This is a genomic window from Anabaenopsis sp. FSS-46, assembly GCF_029891665.1.
GTDB classification, from domain to species: Bacteria; Cyanobacteriota; Cyanobacteriia; order Cyanobacteriales; family Nostocaceae; genus Anabaenopsis; species Anabaenopsis arnoldii.
This window is the reverse complement of the sequence record NZ_JANQDG010000099.1, coordinates 1-19,143: the sequence shown is the minus strand read 5'-3', so window position 1 is coordinate 19,143 and position 19,143 is coordinate 1. Positions and strand designations below refer to the sequence as shown.

Annotated in this window: 19 protein-coding genes and 1 pseudogene; 1 reads left to right on the top strand and 19 read right to left on the bottom strand. The window is 39.4% G+C overall.

The features are described 5' to 3' along the window. The 9 genes from NWP21_RS11490 to NWP21_RS11450 form a co-directional block, all read right to left on the bottom strand. Positions 1-308: DUF2887 domain-containing protein (locus tag NWP21_RS11490; protein WP_280792801.1), on the bottom strand; the 308-nt coding region annotated here is incomplete at its 3' end. Positions 309-399: 91 nt separating this feature from the next. Next, the gene (locus tag NWP21_RS11485; RefSeq protein ID WP_280792800.1) at positions 400-1,437 is read right to left on the bottom strand and encodes a glycosyltransferase family 4 protein; all 1,038 of its coding nucleotides are present in this window, start codon (positions 1,435-1,437) and stop codon (positions 400-402) included. A gap of 248 nt (positions 1,438-1,685) precedes the next feature. After that, complete coding sequence (locus tag NWP21_RS11480) at positions 1,686-2,678, bottom strand: NAD-dependent epimerase/dehydratase family protein (protein ID WP_280792799.1); 993 nt, start codon at positions 2,676-2,678, stop codon at positions 1,686-1,688. Beyond that, entirely contained in the window at positions 2,675-3,505 is an 831-nt protein-coding gene (locus NWP21_RS11475) for a glycosyltransferase (protein WP_280792798.1), read from the bottom strand. The genes NWP21_RS11480 and NWP21_RS11475 overlap by 4 nt, the downstream gene beginning before the upstream one ends. 67 nt (positions 3,506-3,572) lie before the next feature. Further along, positions 3,573-4,499, bottom strand: a complete 927-nt coding sequence (locus tag NWP21_RS11470; RefSeq protein WP_280792797.1) for a methyltransferase domain-containing protein — start codon at positions 4,497-4,499, stop codon at positions 3,573-3,575. A 756-nt stretch (positions 4,500-5,255) separates the two neighbouring features. After that, a complete protein-coding gene (locus NWP21_RS11465; protein WP_280792796.1) occupies positions 5,256-5,696 on the bottom strand; it encodes a DUF29 family protein in 441 nt (146 codons plus the stop codon). A gap of 62 nt (positions 5,697-5,758) precedes the next feature. Further along, positions 5,759-5,899 (bottom strand): hypothetical protein, encoded by a 141-nt coding sequence (locus NWP21_RS11460; RefSeq protein ID WP_280792795.1) that lies wholly within the window; start codon positions 5,897-5,899, stop codon positions 5,759-5,761. A gap of 5 nt (positions 5,900-5,904) precedes the next feature. After that, a complete protein-coding gene (locus tag NWP21_RS11455) occupies positions 5,905-6,825 on the bottom strand; it encodes a glycosyltransferase (RefSeq protein ID WP_280792802.1) in 921 nt (306 codons plus the stop codon). A 152-nt stretch (positions 6,826-6,977) separates the two neighbouring features. Continuing rightward, on the bottom strand, positions 6,978-8,342 hold the full coding sequence (locus NWP21_RS11450) for an EpsG family protein (protein ID WP_280792794.1): 1,365 nt from the start codon (positions 8,340-8,342) through the stop codon (positions 6,978-6,980). An 87-nt stretch (positions 8,343-8,429) separates the two neighbouring features. Between NWP21_RS11450 and NWP21_RS11445 the strand changes: the two genes are divergently transcribed. Continuing rightward, positions 8,430-8,660, top strand: a complete 231-nt coding sequence (locus NWP21_RS11445) for a hypothetical protein (protein WP_280792793.1) — start codon at positions 8,430-8,432, stop codon at positions 8,658-8,660. On the opposite strand, the gene NWP21_RS11440 is transcribed toward NWP21_RS11445, so the two are convergent. The 10 genes and pseudogenes from NWP21_RS11440 to NWP21_RS11395 all read right to left on the bottom strand — a co-directional run bounded on the left by NWP21_RS11440 (position 8,648) and on the right by NWP21_RS11395 (position 17,217). Next, entirely contained in the window at positions 8,648-8,875 is a 228-nt protein-coding gene (locus tag NWP21_RS11440) for a type II toxin-antitoxin system HicB family antitoxin (RefSeq protein ID WP_271734914.1), read from the bottom strand. The genes NWP21_RS11445 and NWP21_RS11440 overlap by 13 nt on opposite strands. Further along, on the bottom strand, positions 8,872-9,045 hold the full coding sequence (locus NWP21_RS11435) for a type II toxin-antitoxin system HicA family toxin (RefSeq protein WP_280792792.1): 174 nt from the start codon (positions 9,043-9,045) through the stop codon (positions 8,872-8,874). The genes NWP21_RS11440 and NWP21_RS11435 overlap by 4 nt, the downstream gene beginning before the upstream one ends. Before the next feature lie 205 nt (positions 9,046-9,250). After that, positions 9,251-10,489, bottom strand: a complete 1,239-nt coding sequence (locus NWP21_RS11430; RefSeq protein ID WP_280792791.1) for a glycosyltransferase family 4 protein — start codon at positions 10,487-10,489, stop codon at positions 9,251-9,253. A 440-nt stretch (positions 10,490-10,929) separates the two neighbouring features. Then, positions 10,930-11,715, bottom strand: a pseudogene (locus tag NWP21_RS11425) (IS5 family transposase). 141 nt (positions 11,716-11,856) lie between these two features. Further along, positions 11,857-12,996 carry a polysaccharide pyruvyl transferase family protein gene (locus NWP21_RS11420; protein ID WP_280792790.1) on the bottom strand — a complete coding sequence of 380 codons (1,140 nt, stop codon included), beginning with the start codon at positions 12,994-12,996 and terminating at the stop codon, positions 11,857-11,859. A gap of 222 nt (positions 12,997-13,218) precedes the next feature. Continuing rightward, complete coding sequence (locus NWP21_RS11415) at positions 13,219-14,151, bottom strand: glycosyltransferase family 2 protein (RefSeq protein WP_280792789.1); 933 nt, start codon at positions 14,149-14,151, stop codon at positions 13,219-13,221. A 59-nt stretch (positions 14,152-14,210) separates the two neighbouring features. After that, complete coding sequence (locus NWP21_RS11410) at positions 14,211-15,527, bottom strand: flippase (RefSeq protein WP_280792788.1); 1,317 nt, start codon at positions 15,525-15,527, stop codon at positions 14,211-14,213. 456 nt (positions 15,528-15,983) lie between these two features. Next, the gene (locus NWP21_RS11405) at positions 15,984-16,124 is read right to left on the bottom strand and encodes a type II toxin-antitoxin system HicA family toxin (protein ID WP_280792787.1); all 141 of its coding nucleotides are present in this window, start codon (positions 16,122-16,124) and stop codon (positions 15,984-15,986) included. Next, complete coding sequence (locus NWP21_RS11400; RefSeq protein ID WP_280792786.1) at positions 16,121-16,360, bottom strand: type II toxin-antitoxin system HicB family antitoxin; 240 nt, start codon at positions 16,358-16,360, stop codon at positions 16,121-16,123. Before NWP21_RS11400 ends, NWP21_RS11405 begins: the two co-directional genes overlap by 4 nt. A gap of 290 nt (positions 16,361-16,650) precedes the next feature. Beyond that, positions 16,651-17,217 (bottom strand): DUF3782 domain-containing protein, encoded by a 567-nt coding sequence (locus NWP21_RS11395; protein WP_280792785.1) that lies wholly within the window; start codon positions 17,215-17,217, stop codon positions 16,651-16,653. Positions 17,218-19,143: the final 1,926 nt, after the last annotated feature.

Here is a 19,143-nt window from a genome sequence, read left to right as displayed (position 1 = left end):
CGGGATTTGAGGATGATTAGTCCTCGGCATGGTCTGCTGATGTTATATTGTTTGAGGTACAAGCAAACTTCTGCAAAGTAGCGCCCATAAAAACCCTTATCTGGTTGCATTTGGGCTTCCAGAAATACTATGGGTAGGTTGAGGTCGTCCCCTATGGGAGTTAATACCCCATCGTGGCGAAATTCCTGTTCTTTAATCACAGGGGCGCAGTATTCAAACTCACAGTCTGGGGGGATTCCCGGTATAAGTTCGGCAAGGATACCTGGTTGAGTTAGGAATATACGGTAAAATAGCTTGTCTGTTTTCATTTTATCTCAGGGAATTGATCGCCCCCAGGTTAGTGTTAAAGGCGATCGCCTATTATTTCACCCTATATCAATTGCAGAATAAACAAGCCCTTTAATTATCATTTTTTACATCTTTTGTCAATACTTTCTCACGGGAATACGTGGTAAGTTGCTTTAAATACGTTTCCAGAAAGGCGATCGCTGCTGCTGTTATGAGTAAGTTTATCCAGGCTCCAACGCTACCCAACAGATAAATGTTCAGGCCTATGGCACTGGTAAATATCATATAGCTAATGGCGACCTGGGAGTGATTCCATCCGGCTTGGTGTAAACGTTGATATAGGTGAGTGCGATGGGCTTTAAAAATATTTTCCCGGCGCTTTAACCTGCAAATTAAGGTATAAATAGCGTCTCCAGCAATAGGTAAGGTGATGGTTAAGGCCGACCATGCTGGCACAACAGAGCCATGATGGGAATAATCCAATAGGGCTATGGCTACTGTAGCCCCTAAGACAGTACTCCCTACATCTCCCATAAATATCTTGGCCGGGGACCAGTTCCAGTACAAAAATCCCGCTAGAGCAGCGATCAGCAGCACCCATAGAGGTTGATTTCCCATCAGTGCTATCAAACTTAGTTGAATCATGGTTATCCCCCCTACTAGACCATCCAAACCATCCATGAAGTTGTAGAAGTTAATCAGGGCGGTCATACCCACGAGGGTGAGGAGGATAGCGACTGTAATACCAAGCGGACCGAGGTTGGTTAACCAGGGTTGGGGAAAGATCCCAAAGAAAGATATGGCGATACTAGCTGCAACTATTTGTACTAAGTATCTCAGCCTAGCTGGAATTTGCCAACGGTCATCCAGTAAGCCAACCACTGTCAGAGGTAGGAGTACTAACCAGATATGGCTAACGTTGATCTGGGCTGTACTGAGAGTATTGGGGGTAAATAGCCAGGAAAAGCACCAACTGACAATGAAAAAGGAGGCTACAAAACCCAGTCCGCCCCCTCTGGGGGTAGGTTGAGTGTGGGAACTGCGCTCATTGGGAATATCTATGAGATGGGCGCTAAGTTGATTTTTGATCAGATAGACCAACAGACAACTAAGCAGGAAGCTCAGGGGAATGAATATGAGGTAAATCACTTGGTATGAAATTGGTATTAGATTTTAGATGTCTAAGTTAAAGCAAGTAGATGCATGGGGTGTAATTTATAACTCTTTGTATAAAATTAATGATTAATTAATATTTGGTACTATAATCTCTAATTGCCACTACTCAGATCCCCGACTTCTGCTGATAATCTTCTGATCTGCTCATAAGTGCTCATAGAAGTCGGGGATCTTTTGCAGAGGCGTTGGGCTACAGCTTTTTTACCTAGGAGGGATGCGGTTCAGCGGTGATAGCCTTGAAAGGTCTGTGCTAGTCCTTCATCCATGGTGTAGGGAGGTTGCCAGTTTAAGGTTTCGCGGATTTTACGGCTGTCTATAGGGAGTGAACTGGTGAGTTTGATAATGGTATCGCTGTTTAACGGGAGGGGGCGACGAATGAAGGTTTCTATAAGGTCGCCACAATAGCCAGCGGCTTTCAGTAGGGGAATGGGGAGGGGAAAAAGGCGACAGGTATGGTGGGAGTGGTGGGCAATTTTACGGATCAAGTCCGGGGTTGAAAGGTTTTGTCCGTCGCTGATAAGGAAAGTTTGGTTACGGGCTTTGGGATGGGTAATGCAGGTGATAATAGCGTCTACAAGGTTTTCCACGTAGATGAAGCTGCGCTGGTTGGCGATAGAGGCCAGGGGTAGGGGTATCTGGCGGCGGATCAGGGTTTGCAGGCGTGCCATGTTACCAGGGTTACCCGGACCATATACCAGGGGAGGACGGAGAATAGTCCAGGTAAGGTTGGTGTTTTGGGCGAGGTCAGTTAGGTGTTGTTCTGCTCTTAGTTTGCTTTTACCATAGAGTGTGTCAGGTCGGCAGGCAGACTGTTCTGTTAGGGGTGTGTTGCTCAAGCTAGTCACTGCACCTATGGAACTGATAAAAATAAAGTGTTGTACCCCTGCGGCTATGCACTGTTTTATTAAGTTTTCGGTGCCGAGAACGTTTGTTTCATAAATTGTTTGGGTATCGATTTGGGAAGGCTGGGTGACGTGAGCATAGGCGGCGAGATGGATAACAGTACTTACGTCTTGAATAGCTGCTTTCCAATCTGTTAATCCATTGATATTTCCCACGGTAATGGTAGGGTAGGCTAATTTAGTTGGTTGGCGTGTGGCAATTTTAATACTCAATTTCTCTGTAGAAATACGCTCTAGGAGCATTTGCCCAATAAAGCCTGTTCCCCCTGTAATTAATACAGTGTTGCGGTCATTATTGCTTGATTGGTTCATGAATATTTTTTCCTGGGGTCAAACGGGGCTAGCCAACGATAAATTAGATGGCTGAGGCTGGGGGGGAAAATTGCTCTGAAGATTGGCACCATAACGGCTAAATATTGCCACCAAGGCAATTTTAACATTCGGCAACCGCGCCAACCAATTTTCGCTTGATCTATTGCTTGACTCAGGCGGTGTTTCTGCTGACTTTTGGCAGTAAAGCGATAGTAGACTAAAGGGTCTGGGAGATTTGCGAACCGTAAACCTGTTTTGAGACAACGAAACCATAAGTCATAGTCTTCACGGTATCTAAGGGAGGGATCATAATTCCCTACCAGCAAAATTCGCTCCCTTCGGAAAGCAACAGCGGGTTGAATAATTGGATTTGACCAAATCACTTTTGCAATGTCATCATGCCTTAGAGGAACCTTTCGTAGTACTCCTTGTCTATTTTGTTCATCAATTTCAATAGCAGCACCGCCAATAATATCAACATCAGGGGTTTCATCTAGAAATTTAATTTGCTTGGCAAACCTGTCGGGGAAGCAAATGTCATCTGAGTCCATCCTAATAATATATTTGCCTTTTGCCTCTTTGACACCGATATAAGCACAATATCCCACTCCTCGGTTTTTATCGTTTCTAATAACACGCACTCCGGGATGTTTGCATTCAATATCTTGGAGAATTTTCGATGAACGGTCTGAGGAATTATCGTCTATAACTAATAGCTCCATGTCGTCTGTAAGCTGCTGAAGAATGCTTTCTAGAGCTTGCTCAAGAAAAATTTCATCATTATAAACTGCCATTAAGACGGTAGCTGTCAAGATTTGATTGTCCATAATTTAGTATTTAACAAGTAAGATAAAAAGATAAGGAGTTAATGCCTGGATTAAATTTCAATCAATATTATTGAGAAACAATCCAAGCTGAAGTTATTGAAAGTATTTGTTTGTTTTTAAATTGATAATCACTATGAATTCTTAGACTATCCAATACAGGAAGTAAGTTATCCCCATAAAAAGGATACTCAAGAAGAATTGAACATTTAGATTCAAAAAATAATTTTCTAAAATCATCATGGCGTAATCTATTCATATACATATATCTATTACCGGCAATTCTATTCCATTCACTATCCGAAAATTGCAAAAAGTTAATAGCAGAAATGGATTTATCTGAATGGGAAAAGTGATCGCTGTAATCTATTTTGTGTACAAACAGCCCATTACTCTTTAATACTCTTTTACCCTCCTTGATAATTGCCTTAATTATCTCTGGGGGAATATGCTCAAAGACAGTATAGGATGTGTGAAAGTCAATGGAGTTTGAGGGTATGCTCAGTTGGGAAGCATCTCCCGGTGCGATATAATCAACGTTAATAAATTGTAATAAATCCTGCAAATTGAAGGGGGATTGAGTGAATGAAATCAGAAGATTTAAGCGATTATTGACAATACGGTTCTCAAACAAATCTTCAATCTGAGTACTATGATTTTTGATATATTCTAAATCCGCTTTAACAAGTTCCTCTTTTAAATAAGGGTTTAAATCAACAGTAATAATTCTTTCTGCTCCTAACAGCCAAAATGCTAGAGGAGTATTAATCCTCCTCCCTGTACCTACCTCTAAAAATGTAGCCCCTACAGGTGATTGACCGACCTTTTCAAGGCATTTACACGTTTCTATCCCCGCTTGTAGTCTGCTGATGGGATTAAGCTTATTCTTTTTCAAAGAGCCAAAGTTTCTCTGTATCCAGTAATAGGTAGAATAGGAGATATTTGGCGGGAGAAGACTAACTAGATTTTGTATTTTTGCTTTTAATTTCCAGTTCATAATTCTGTTAGAGTTGTATAAACTAATCACCTAAATCACCTTCATAACTTCTTCAAGGTAGGTAATGCAGGTAAAATAATTACCTTTAGCTAAATGTGATCGCCTCTCAAAAGTATTCTCCTTACAGAGAATACCATCATGTTGGCAAAGTTTAATTGTGACACTTGTCTAAGCTAATATATATCGGTAATATATAGCACTACTAATTTTACCCATGGTTATCACAAGCAAGTCTAGACAGACACGCTCATCTGATATTAAACCTGGTTAAGAACGAAGCGATCGCCCCAAACATCAAATTTAATTGACATTATTCATACTTGTAATGAGATATGGTACTTGACTAATCTCCTAGGTCAAGAATGCTGCTCTCAGAGAGCTTCCCCTAGGGACTCTACTTGACTCAGGTCTCAGGAGCGGATTTGTGCGATCGCTTGCCATTGTACTAATACTTATTAACACTCAGCGTATTTGTTTCTGCATCATGTCACTTAGTTTACCATGCTCAATGTTTCACAGTCACCATTAATTTTCAGCTAAGATGAGAGATAGTCCATGGTCAATAATCCTCTGGTGTCAAGTTGACCGCTGCTGAGGTTTTACAAGGTTGATACTCCCCTGGCTAAAGCCGAGGGGATTCTACATTCACAGACTTGCTATTAGACGACAGGTTTACACCAATCGACCAAGAGGGCAAATCTCCTGTATAATCTCCATATATAGCGTGACGGTGAGGCAGACCATGATCAAAACTATTCAGGTGTTGCTGTTGGCTGTGGGGTCAATCAAAGCCAGGGCTTGATTGATAATTTCCCCTTGATTTACCAAGTTTTCTAACTCTTCGGTTTCGTAACGTCCCCCTTCTACTTCCAGAGAGGCTTGATCAATAGCCATGGGGTAAGCAACCTCTAGGATTTGAAGTAAATCTTCTGGGTTTAAATAATGTCCCCCTGCTTTGCGCCGCTTATTTTTCTCCCTAATTTCCCTGACACTATTGCGAATAGAAACATCCCAGGAGCGCGTGGTACGCTTTTCTGCTTGTTGCTTAATTAAGTGCAGTAGCAGTATAACTGTGTAACTACGAATATTGTTGATTTTATCATCCCGACTCATTTCTTCTAAGTCTTCCACAATGGCTAATGCCCCAGAAATATCACCTTGAAGCAATAAACCTTTTAATTCTAGGAGTTCTTCCATAGCTGAGGATGATTTAATTTAGCTCTTTTTCTAGTCATATTTTAGCACTTTCAAATTGATTCCTATTCAGAGAGGTGTTTAACTGCCTGTTCTTTTTCAGTCTCAAAGGAGCGATCGTCACTCAGATGTACTTCTAGTCGCTGTTGATCCAGTGGTATCACTGTTGTTACCCTGATCCAAGGCCAATTAATTGGAGAGTTCATTTGCGCTATTCTGAAAATCCACGATCATGTTTCCCAAAAATAGAAACTATACGGTGTTTATCCAAACTTATTTCTATAAGACTCCGCAACAAGTAGGCGACAACAGCAGTGGGAATGGCATATAACGGATAAACTAGCAAAACGAAAATTATACGGAACCTTGGATTAGAGGGGTTTTTTATACTCATTAAATTTGATATTCGTTCAAAAAGACTACTTTTTGTCGAATAGATTGATTTACCAGTATTTTTTGTATCAACCTCAATAGAAACTCCAGTATATATATAGGGAGTATAACCATATCTTGCAAGACGGCGGCTAAATTCATAGTCCGCCCCATAATGAGGCAACCATTTATCTGCAACTAAACCGACTTTAGTCAGTGTTTCTGCTGGGAAGATAATACATCTTGTAGGCAAATAATCCACTTTAATCAGTAAATTACTCTCTAGATCATTAGCATTAACACCTGCATAAGGGTGGCGAGTCAAAGTTGCTAGCCAAGACTTAATTTGAACGCCACTGGAAATTACATGGTGATCAGAGGTACAAATAGCCCCAATTTGACAATTTCTATGTTTAATAGCTTCTTCAAGTAAGGGGCTTACAATGTCATGAGTAAATTTAATATCAATATTCGATATCAGAACCCAATCCTCTGGTTGAGCATCCTTTAAAACAACGTTGAGTCCCCTGTTGACAGTTCCACTCCAAAATTCATCAGCCTGTCCATACACTTCACTAATTTCATAATCTGTCAAAACTTTGTATTTTTCAATTATTTTGGAAGTTTCATCCCCGGGATTGGCATTGACAATAATCAATTTAAAAGGTCTATACCTAATGTTCTGACAAGATTTTAGAAAATCAGCAACTTTTTCAGGCTCCCTGTAAGTTGGGACGCAAGCAATTACTCTGTGAGGCATCATAACTCAAATTGAATAGTCAGTATAAAAGGGTTTATATCAGTTAATTGGGTGCTTATCAAATCAAAAAAAAGCTCAATAAAATGTTATTAACTGTTTGTTATGTCAAATATTGCAATTGAATTGACTATTTTATTGCGCAACATTCACGTTTAATTAAGTCCAGCATACAAATATTGGATATAGTCAAACATATTTGCGTTCAGGGGATTACCACTCCATAGATTATATTGACTTAAACGATATCCTACAATTATACGGTAGGAAAAGTAGAGAATTTTAGTGATAATTGCCATGAAAATAATAGACGAAAAAAGGTTGAATTTATGAGTTAGTTTTGTGGAATTAAACATAATCGTGTAAAAGAAACCAGATAACCCGCTTAAGAAAAATACCAACCTTCCAAAAGCAGGTAAAAAATAGTAAAACGCAAATAATGCAATAACGTTTACTAAAAAGGTAATAGACCATGAGTAACAATAAACATATTCATCTTTGAATTTGATCATTGTAAGTGATGTGATTAAAAAACATATATCAAAAATAACTCCTTTCCATAGGTTTTCAGTGAGTCCTAGTGAATAGTTATATAAACCTTCGTAGTGTTCTACACTACTAACCAGATTTGGAAATATAGCTCGCAAGGTACTACTATTTGCAACCAACACGAAAAAAGTTGGTAGTCCGATTATAAGAAATATAAAACTTCCATACAAGAAAAAATTGTTGCGTATTAAATTTTTTAAAAATCTTTTTAATACGCTCATTGCTTTTAACTTAAACTTTACTTGGGTATAATTATTACTTAAGGGCAGAGTAATCATTCCCACAGCAATAAATATAAATGAGCTACTATGGGTAAGCATTGCTAATAATGCCAGGATAACTTTCTGCCACAAAGAGAAAGTATAGATGAAAAGAACTAAAAATATGAGAGCGTAAAACTGTCTCATTAAAAACATCTGAATAAAATAAGTGGCGGAGGTAATATTAAGCAAGATGATTGTGGGATAGTATGATGGCAGGAATCTTATAGCAATGAGCATAAATGCTAAATTGATTGTCAAAGCTTGAACTAAAATGAAAGAATATGCATTACCATTGAACACCAATTTTATAAAATTTGGAATTATGAATGTCACGGGTTCCATACCCATAACATTCATATACTCAAAAAAGGGCTGATTTCCCAATCCTTCGTAAACTTGCACATACACTTGCAAATCACTAATTACCTCATATGTAGATGCAGTAATTGTAATTGTAAATAGTACTAGAAACAGGGACAAATAGTTTAGACTGAAAATATTTTGTTTTTGTTTGTTTTTAGTAATTAACCGAGAAATATGTATTTGGGAAAATAGTAATAAAGGTATTATACCTAGTATTGGCGATAATATCCAAATACCTAATCCAAATAATAAAAGAGGATAGCGGAATTTAGAAAAATAACTAAATACTTGATGAAAAACATTTGGTTTTTTATCATTTCGATCATTTTTCAGAATAATATTCATGTATTTTTATTAACCTTTGATGTACTTGTTAGTATCAATTATTCTTATTAGAAAATAATAAATTTATGATTTATGTGACTAGGTTTCATGCTTTTATTTATCTATTTAGCAAATTTTCATGTTTATTTTCAATTATGTTTTTCATCTCGGTTGCTCAGGGTTAGTCAGGTTAGTTACCCTAAATATAGCGATCGCTCCCAGTTAAAGGATGTCTGTCAGGGCGATCGCTCCCAGTTAGAGGATGTCTGTCAGGGCGGATCGCTCTTGGTTAAAGGATGTTTGTTAGGGCGATCGCCCCTGAGTGGTTATGCTACCTGAATATATTCCCAGGGGTTTTTAGCCTGGGGTAGAGGTTGGTTATTTTCTTGGTAAAGCTGAAGATAACTGTCAATCACTTGCTGGCCATGTTTGGCTGCTTCCTCATAAGTATTACCGTGGGTGTGGATGTCTTGAAAAGGGAAGTCAGGGAGGTGGACTACATAGCAGTTATCCTCTTGAGACCAGAAAATAATCATACTATAATGTGAATTCATTGCAATTCTTCTAGTCTTGCGAGTCTTTGTTTAAGTTTCTCTAAATAGATTTTAGCATCGTCACCATCCTTACCTGCAATTGTCATCGGCATATCTGGCATTTTTTCGTGAATCCAGATTGTGTGACTACCTTTACCAGTCCGTTGGATAAATCCGGCTTTTAACAACATTGCCTTTAGTTATCGAATTTTTCTAGGCATTCAATTAAAAGTTATTAAATAAATATATCGATCCCCGTCAGATGTTAGTTAAGTCAGATTTTTCAGGGCGATCGCAGTTAAAGGATGTTTGTCAAGGCGATCGCAATTTTTTTTGGCTGAATATATGCTGATTCCAACTCAGATGTTACATGAGTTTCTGGTATGGGCAATAATATTACTTATTAACTAAAACAGAATTATACACATTTTGATATGCATCAGCCACCACCTTTACAGACCATTTATCAAGGGCGCGTTGTCGTGCAGCAAGTCCAAGGGTCATCAGTCGGGAGAGGTCAGATAAAAGCCACTGTATACCGTGAGCCAAATCAGTGGTATCAAAGGCTTTGGCTAAATATCCAGTTTTGAGATGTTCTACAATATCAGGTAGCCCACAGGTATTAAAGGCAATCACCGGGGTTGCACAGGCGTGAGCTTCCAAGCCGGTATTAGGTAGGTTATCTTGGCGGGAAGGAATTGTCATGACATCAGCCGCACTATAAAGAATACGTAGACTCAGTTCATCATGCAAACGCCCCATGTAGTGAATGGGAAAACCTAAATCAATGGGTTCCTTTGGTGCTAGTTGCCCGAACACGACTAATTGTAATCCCGGCATTTGTCCCCGGAGATGGTTGAGGGCTGCTTGCAACAGGTCAAATCCCTTACGGGGGTCACGACTACCGTTTAAGGCACCAAATAACAGCAAGGGAACATCAAGAGGGAGATGCAAGAGTTTTCGCGCTAGGTTTTTCTCAAAGGGTTGCCAAATGTCGGTGTTAATGGTGTTTGGCACTACCCTAACTGGCCAATCACCCATTAAAGCACTTTTGGTCACACAATCTGCCAACCATTGACTGGGGGTAACGATTTGCAGGGGTTTTTGCCAGTGTTTACGCTTACGGTTCCATGTCCAGCGGTTGAGGTCAAACCCACTTTCATAACTGGGGCGGTTATCTTTCCAGTAGCCCTGACACCACCGGAATTCTTCGGTGTAATGTTCTGCTCCACAGAAAGCCCACATATCATGGAGAGTCCACACTACTGGCTTACCCAGTTTACTAATGTCAGGGATTGACAACATTTCACCATTTACCCAGTGCAGGTGTAACACATCTGCATCTGTGCAATTCAGGCGTCCAGACCAGGTAGAGGGGATAATGGCAGGGGAATGGAGAATGGGGTTATCTGTTCGCAGCCATTGCCGGGGTAAGCTCCCCAATTGGGGGCGGAGTCGAGCTAATCCCTTGGCGAGTTTGGTTTTATGACTCTGTACAGTCCAATCACCGGAGGTTGCTACATTCACCGCCATAGTGGAATCTAGTCCATGGAGGCGTAGAGCTTGGTGGATACGATAGGCAGCCCGGGCTGCGCCACCCTGTATATCAGAGTGGCTAATATGGATTATTTTCATGCAAAAAAATAATATTTAAGTTTTAGCTGCTGTGAACTGTTAAGGTTGATGTTCTAAGACAATTAGCAGCGTGTGTGCTGGTATTCAGGAACGCACTCCGGCTTTTAACAGTAAAGAAATCGGGAGTAATGTCCAACGGTTAAAAATGAATTTACTTAATAGATCGGGTAGAGCAGGAAACCACTTTTGCCACTGAGTACGAAAATAACTAGTTACAAAATAGTCAACATGATATGTCTGTAACGGCTCATGATGACTTGAACATACACGATCTGGCAAAATACTCTCCAAAGACCTGAATACCCTCTAATCCCAATGGGAAACTTGATGGGGGGGCTGGTCAAGTAAGTTGTGATGTTGGGGATCAATCACCCGCATAACCGCAGCATTTTGCACTGAGAGTATTAGAGGATGTTTGAAAAGTTTTAGGGAGTCAAAAATTAAGCCAATCGCTTGATCATAATACGGAGCATTGCAAGGTATATAAAAGTTTCTGAGGGATCGGGCAATAATTCATAATCTCTGACCAATCGCCGACATCCCATGAACCAGCCAAAAGTGCGTTCCACCACCCAACGTTTTTTGAGTAAAACAAAGCCCTTGCTTTGCTCTGGTCACAGCACCACCTGTACAATCCAGCGACAAAAATTCATGACCCACTGCATGAATGGTTCCCCATCAAAGCCACCATCAACCCAGATGGTGGTTAACCGAGATTGTGGCTGAGACTGTTTAACTCGTTGGAGAACTTGTTTGCCTCCTTCTCGCTCACGGACATTGGCTGCTGTTACCAAAACCCGCAGCACTAACCCCAAGGTATCAACGGTCATAAATCGCTTGCGTCCTTTAATTTTCTTGCCAGCATCAAAGCCTATTGACTCACCATTGCCGCACTCTTGACGCTTTGGCTATCAATTATCGCTTCCGATGGACTCGGATGACGTTCAATTTCGATTCTTGTCCACTCTCGGAGACTATCGTGAATGTGCAACCATGTACCGTCTTTACGCCAGTTGCGGAAATATGTGTACACTGTTTGCCAAGGAGGAAAGTCCCCACCGTAGCGATCGCCATCTCACTCCTTCTAGCAGGATGTAAAAAATTGCATTCAGGACTTCCCACATATCGACTTCACGTTTACGACCACCCGGTTTCCCTTCTGGAATCAAGTCGCTAAGAAATTCATATTGTGTGAGGCTCTGGTTACTGGGGTAAGCTTTACTCATGTCGCTCTCTCGGTGCTGTTTATTATCTATTCACACCTTATACCCAGAGAGCTTTTTTACAACATACCTGACTTTTCAAACACCCTCTTAAACTGCCTTGACAGGAGGAGCGTTACGGAGGTTAACAGGATATTTGATACATTAATGATCGGTTTTCAAACCCCCTGTTAATATGGAGTGTTCAGATAGAAATCTATCAATACTATAGAAATGCCCAAAGGACTGCTCAATCAAGCTTTTAAGCTTGGAATTATTCTTGATGGCATCAGTCATAAATAAAATTTTCTTCCTATTCAGAAGTAACAAAAATATACGCCATATAACTGATAACGAAAAACCTCTGGTGTTTAAATATGATGATTTTATTTCAGCTTGATCAAGGAATGATTGAGTTTTTTTAGCCCCGTTAATTGACATGAAAGGAACTCCGTAAGATAGCGCAAAAACACCAACGTGTAGTTTACTAGAAATAATTAAATCACAATTTATTAAAGCATCCCTAACTTGCTCTACATTTTCGTAAATAACATTCTGCTCATTTGATTCTGAACCCAGATATTCATAATCAAGGAAAGGAGGATTGGAAGGATTGAGCCAAGATAGATGGGTTCGTAAATAAGTTACCCTAATGCTTAACAATGGGAAAATTAAACTTATTAACTTCCCTAAAATATCCATCTTGTTAGATTTGCCAAAATTCATAATAATTGAAAGTTTTCGCTTTTTTTTAGAATTATTTTCATCATTAGTTTTATGCTCTAATGGGAAAAACATAGGACTAGATAAAATGATATCGGGGTAAAATTCTGAGTGAATTCCGATTTCTTGGAATATTTTTAGATCAGTCTCTAGCCTAACTGTGCCTGACTTAACATTGGGTAGTAAGAATAATTTGGTGAGATATAGACTAAGTAGAGGCAGTGATGAACTTCCATCACCACCAATACTACAAAAGTGAACCGGAATTGAATGATTCAAAAGGGATAGATAAAAGTGTTTATACTCACTGTCCATGAGATGGACCCCAGAAGATGAACATAAAAAACCACCACCACCGATAATACAAGCAACCGAACTGGATAGGAGAGTATCTAAATCTGACTCAGATGATATACCGTAATGCTTTGCCAGCTTGGGATCAAGTTTATAAACAACTGGATGAAAACCCTGTTTTTGAAGGTGACGAGATATCATAATTGCCATAACATCATCGCCAAAGTTCCCCCATAAATATGATCCCCAAACCGCAACTTGGGAGACTTTGTTGATATGAATACTCATATTTTGCATTCCTATTTTGAAGTGAGAAAGTAAAACTTTTATACAGCTTTGATTTATTGTTTCTTGCGTCTCTTTTATGGTGATTGAGGATTGATTATCACAAAACGCTTACGGGGCAAGGGTTATAAACTATTATGCCCATATTTTAAATGAAATGCCGACACAATAAGGCTTTCAATGATTTTGACATGGTTTCTCCATAAAAAGTACGGAAAAACCGATTTATTTTGATATAATATTCTTATATGCTTTGAAAAATTTGAAAGTTTTAGATTTAAATTTTTTCCATATATATGGAAAAAACTTGCTTGATGGAGAGAACCTTGATATACGTTCAATCTCAACATCTGTCGGTGAGTATATCCATTCAGGATGTGTAGAAATTGATATTTGACTAGTTGCTAGAAAAGCACGTTCATCCTTTATTTTTGTATGGGTAGCATCTAAACCAAAACCAATATTTTGAATTAAATTACATACTGGTAAAATAGAAAAAGCATTTTGTGCTGCGCATGAAAAGCTCCAAATATAAGCCCATGAATCAATTTTGTTATTCAGTACATCTAACATCTGCTTTTGTCTTATTGTTCTTTCATTAGGGTTTGTCCATATATTAGCAAGTTGATTTCTAGAATTTAGTAGTTGAAATAAATGAAGGTCTTTATCATAATGTTGCCATGCACGTTTCCAAGTCGCCCATCCCCAAGAAGTAAAATGTCTAGAAAAGAAATATTGATAATAACCATGTAGATTACTATTAAATAAATTTGTTCCACCAATTTGCATGATCCTAGTATCAGATTTGTACCTCTCTAATAGTTCTTGGCAGTAGGGGAAAAATGAGGGATGGGGTAAACAGTCATCCTCTAAAATAATTGCCTCTTCTACCTGTGTAAATGCCCAGGTTAACCCAGAGGAAACGCGATCGCGGCAACCTAGGTTAATATCTGAATAGTTGCGTAATACCTCACATTCCCAATCTATTTGTTCTGTCACCTTTCTAGCTTGCTCACACAGGGGAGCTTCTTGTGCATTCCGTGGACCATCGGCTACCACTAGGAGTTTAGCCGGTTTTGCCGCCCGGATTTGCTCAAATACTTGGGCTGTGAGGTCAGGGCGACGGAAAATGAGGAAAATAACAGGGGTATGGAGCATATTAATTAAGTGTATCTAAAATTTTTTGCTTACTTACCTACTTATCAAAAGTCTTACAACTAGTCAAAAGGTAAAAAGCATTTAATCTGAACTTTAAAGATTTTACGAGTTTTGGCATGAGTTGCATTGCTGAAAAATGAGGCAATTGCTTGAGAAATTACCGTAGCCACCGCCGCCCCCACCCCAGCATAAGCTGGAATCAATAACCAATTTAAGATAACATTAACAACTGCCCCCATCAAAGTTCTGCGAAAAGCAAGTTGAGTTAACCCCTCAGCAATAAACCAAGAGTTGCTAGCCACACCCATAAATACAAACACAGCAGCCCAGATATGAATCCCTAATATTGACCCCGCTGCTGCATAGCCATTGCCAAACAGCAATGTCATGATTGTTGTAGATAAAAAGGACATTGGCACAGCCACTACCAAAGAAATCATTACCAACAGGCGTATTAACTTTTTGATTCTTTGATAGTATAAGTCTTCACTTACCTGCTTTGCAGCATAAATAGACGGAGCAACGGAGGAAGAGATTGCTGTGGGGATAAAATACCAAACTTCAGAAATCCGGGTTGCAGCCGAATAAAGCCCTACTGCTTCATCTCCTACCATTTGTCCCAACATGATCTGGTCAATTCTCATATAAATCATGATGGTTAAACCAGATAAAATCAAAGGCCAACTTTCTGTGAGTAAAGTCTTAGCCAGCGATAGACTCCACCGCCATAATATTGAATAACCCTTAAACCTGTAGGCAATGATTAAACCTGCCGTACCCAATGCTACCTCTCCTAATGTAGCCCAAGCAAAAGCGACTAATGGTGCCTGCATTTTAATCAAAACAACTTTAACCAATGCAATAATAATAAAGGCTGTATTCCGAGCAACTACAGTATATTTAGACTGGACTTGAGACTGAAACCAAAAGTCAATTCCATCAAAAGCGCGCAAAATTCCCGCAGTTGCCAAAATTGCCACTAGACCCACGGTTAACTGGTCATCCTGACGCAATACAAAAATAGAGCCAACTGTTAACAATAAGCATACTATTGCACCAGCTAATTTCAGCCAAAAAGTCGTCCCCAAAATTTCATCTTTCAGTTCAGGCTCACGGACAATAGAACGGATGACTAAAGCATCTAATCCTAAAGTAGTCAAGGGATTAAATAAGCTTACAAAAGCAGTGGCATAGTTAAAAATACCAAACTGTTGCACTCCTAAATAACGGGCTACCCAAACCCCCACAAATAACCCCACACCCATGCGCAGAATGCGGTCAAAAAATAGCCAAGCTATATTTTGAATTATGGCTGACTTTTCAGAGCCGAATTTGCGGACTAGTGAGAATAGAATTTTTTTGGATTTCTCTAGCATTTGGCTCCAGTATGACAAATATCTGCATTATTTTTTATGCTTTTGTGTTGTTTAAATGTTTATATAACATCCAACAAATGGCGATCGCCCATAAACATTTCCCATGTCTCAGAAGCCCATGAGCGCTTGTAAGTTAGCTGTCACTTCCCCATATTCATTTCCTCTTTTAGCTAGACTATGATGGGATTCTATAGCACTGTAGCGGGTTGTGCTGTGCGGATTTGCTTAAATACTTGGGCTGTGCGGGAGACCCAAAGCGATCGCTCTAGTTATCATAAACATGGTTGAGCGATCGCCTGTTAACAGTCGCCTAACCCTATGTCCTCCGGGTTAATCCCTAAACTATACAACGCCGATTTTTATATATTATTTCCGTAACAATTCAAAGAAAATTTCTTTGTCAATGCCAATATCTTGAATCATACCCATGAGAGTACCTTGCTTTAGATTTTGTCCTCAATCAACAGGAACCACGACTCTCCTACCGTTAATATTCTTGTAAATCGCATGACTACCTTTTTGCCGATCAAGATAAAATCCTAGTTTTTCAATAACCTTAATAAATTCTTTCGCTTTAACTGTAGGAAAGTTGCTCATCCTAAAATGGTCAATGATTTAAAAATTAAATCCTCTTTAGGTATAGGTTGACTATCTGCTTTTAAACTTTCCAGATATAATTCAATAGCTTCTGTAATATTGTCAATTGTTTCTTCAAAAGTCTCTCCTTGAGAATGACAGCCTTTGAGAATAGGACAAAAAGCATGATATCCTCCATCTTCTTCCCTTTCGAGAATGACGGTGTAATTGTAAATTTGTTTGCTGTCATTGTTCATATATATTTTTTTGGTTCTTCGGTACTTCTTATGCTAAATTACTAATCGGGTAAGAGGGAACACCGGAACAGGGAACACACAAACAACAATCAAACCCAGTCCCCTACCCTTGTAGGGGGTGAGGCTGGGTTCAAATAATATTCGATACATTTAACACGTATATCATAAATACAGGGAATCAGCATACTTGTTACCAATCGTGGCTAGTATCACAAAAAAACTATCTGCGATCGCTTCTTCAAACCTGTGGTGATAGCGCTAGCGCTGCTGCAAGCAGATCGCCCTATTTCCTACCAAACCCGGGGGTGAAAACTGGGGGGTGTATCCAGTTCAAACACCTCATCCTGAATCCTAGCCACATACAATCCTGCTTGCAATGCCTTTTCTCGCACTTGGACAGACATATCCACCGCCGCCAGGATTCCATATACTTGTTTATTCTGATGTTCAGGAAAGAAATGGCGGAACCTGGAGAGCAGGTTGACTAACTGAGTAATGGATTCTTCCCTGGCGTGGCTTTTGACTTCCACAACTATCGCCGTGTTGACTTCCCCATTAGTATATGCCAGTACGTCTATTTCTAGGTGTTCCCCACCTTTGCTCACCCTCACACTGGGGCTGATAATTTCCATACCAAATTGTTGGCGCAAAATGGTTTCCATGGAAGGGAGAGCTAACCCTTCGGTAAAACTGCCAAATTTAGCCCCTAACCCGCCAATCTGTTTACCTAATTCTCTGATTTGCCGAGCATTTTCTTTTTGCAGGCGATCGGTTTCTTGGAATTTGCGATCGGTTTCTTTTTGGGCTTGGAGTAACTCTCCTAATAGTTGCCAAACTTCATCGGCAGTGGTAGCCATGGGCTTTACTCGTAATTTTATAAAAATATCTATATTTTCTGATTATAGAGCGATTTTTAGAGGCTGTTTTAAAGGTCATGATTAGTTAGTTGGTTTTGACCCTACCCAATCACTGGGATTGTTCTCCACCAACGGGCAAATGCGATCGCTGGGGAATTGACCGTTGTAGGAATCCAATTCCCATATATATTTTTTATATTTTTGACTTTGTTCGCTCTGGGTTGATTAGTTATATCATATGTGTACAGCGGGGCGATCGCACTATTTTTGTTTTGCCCTTTTAAATCACTCATCCTACCAATATGTAACCAGAACTCCTCCTACAGATGGGTATTTTTTGATGGTCTTGATTTGCTCTCAGGGTCGATCAACCCTTGGTGTAAAAGTTCTCACCAATCCAGGGAATCAATTAAGAGTCCTCCTGGTTTTTGTGTTTGGTGGAGGTTAATTTCAATCAGTTTCTTGTTCCGCTCCTGAAATTGTGGTTCTCAGTCTTGTATGTTTATATGTAATTTTAGACTATCATACTTAATGGCTATCGCGAAGCGCTGCTGTAAGCAGATCGCCCATGGCTGCAGAACGTCACCACAAGTCACCACATCTAGTAATTCTTCGTTCCCTGTTCCCTAAGATGATGGTAACCAGCATGTATAAAACCCTAACTGCCTAACGGCAATCACCACCTTTTTTTTGGTTACACCTTTCCTCCAACTCGACCTACTCAGCTAAATCACACTTCAACTGGGAAGGTTACGTTTGGAGGGACTGAGATTAATATAACCATCGAAGCCCAACTCCATAAACACAGGTCTGCCTAGAAAATAGTCAGCTTAGGACTAAATCTTACAGTTTACCCGTTATTAAAATATAAATACTCACTGAGTCAACTTTACATTGTATTTACATATTTGTCAATTCCTACTGGAGAACGTAACAAAAAGTTAAGGTTTCACTAGATTTATGGGCAATTAACACCTGTTTGACATCTCCCCCCGTTGAAACACAGGGGATTCTAAACTGATCTTGCTACGCTTGACTAAGCCATGCTACGCATATTCTACGAAGTGATTTAATTAAGTAAATCACTTCTTTTTTGGGAGTATCAAAACTCCCATACCCACCTTGGCTCAGGTTACACTTAGCTGTGTGGCTAATTAATAAGTTGATATATTTTGGGTTTTTCACCATACATATTTGATGCATTTCTAATTCTAACTGAACAGAAATGCTTTGTAAATACCTGTTAAAACCTTTTTGTTAAGGATAAGACAGGATAAATCCTGTAGAGTCGCGTTTCATACCCTCGCTAAAGCGTAGGGTTTATCACGCTCCCAGCATGTTTATGATAGTTAATTTGATAACGTTTACCCATAGGTATTTACCATATTTACACCTATTGCAACATATTAAATAATATTTTTTCTGAAGTTTATGAATTTGATACTAGACAGTGTTATGGCCTGCCAATAGTATAAATTGATTATAACCTAAATTATCCTAAATTATCGTCACTTTTTACCGCTAGAATAATAGATACACCGTAATTTCGATATCTATTCATCAAAATACCACTTAAAATAGAAAAATTGCCCTTTCTCCCTCAGCGTAGATCAAATACTCTGGTAGCTTGTACTACCTAATGCGCGGTCAGATTGGCAGGGAATGGCGTTGTACAACTGTCATAATGTGATTTTGTGATTTAGGCGATCGCTAGGAGGATATTTGTCAAGTCATGATTAGTGTATCAACTATTGTTTAATCCCTCCCTAACCCTCCCCTTGTAAGCTATTCATTACCCACATTTTTCTTAACAATCTTGAAACATTTATGTGGACACGGTTTCAACGCTTGAAAATTTACCTACTCTTGACAAAATGTACCTTATTCTTCTTGATAAAACCCTTATTTTCTTGAGAATCATCAACG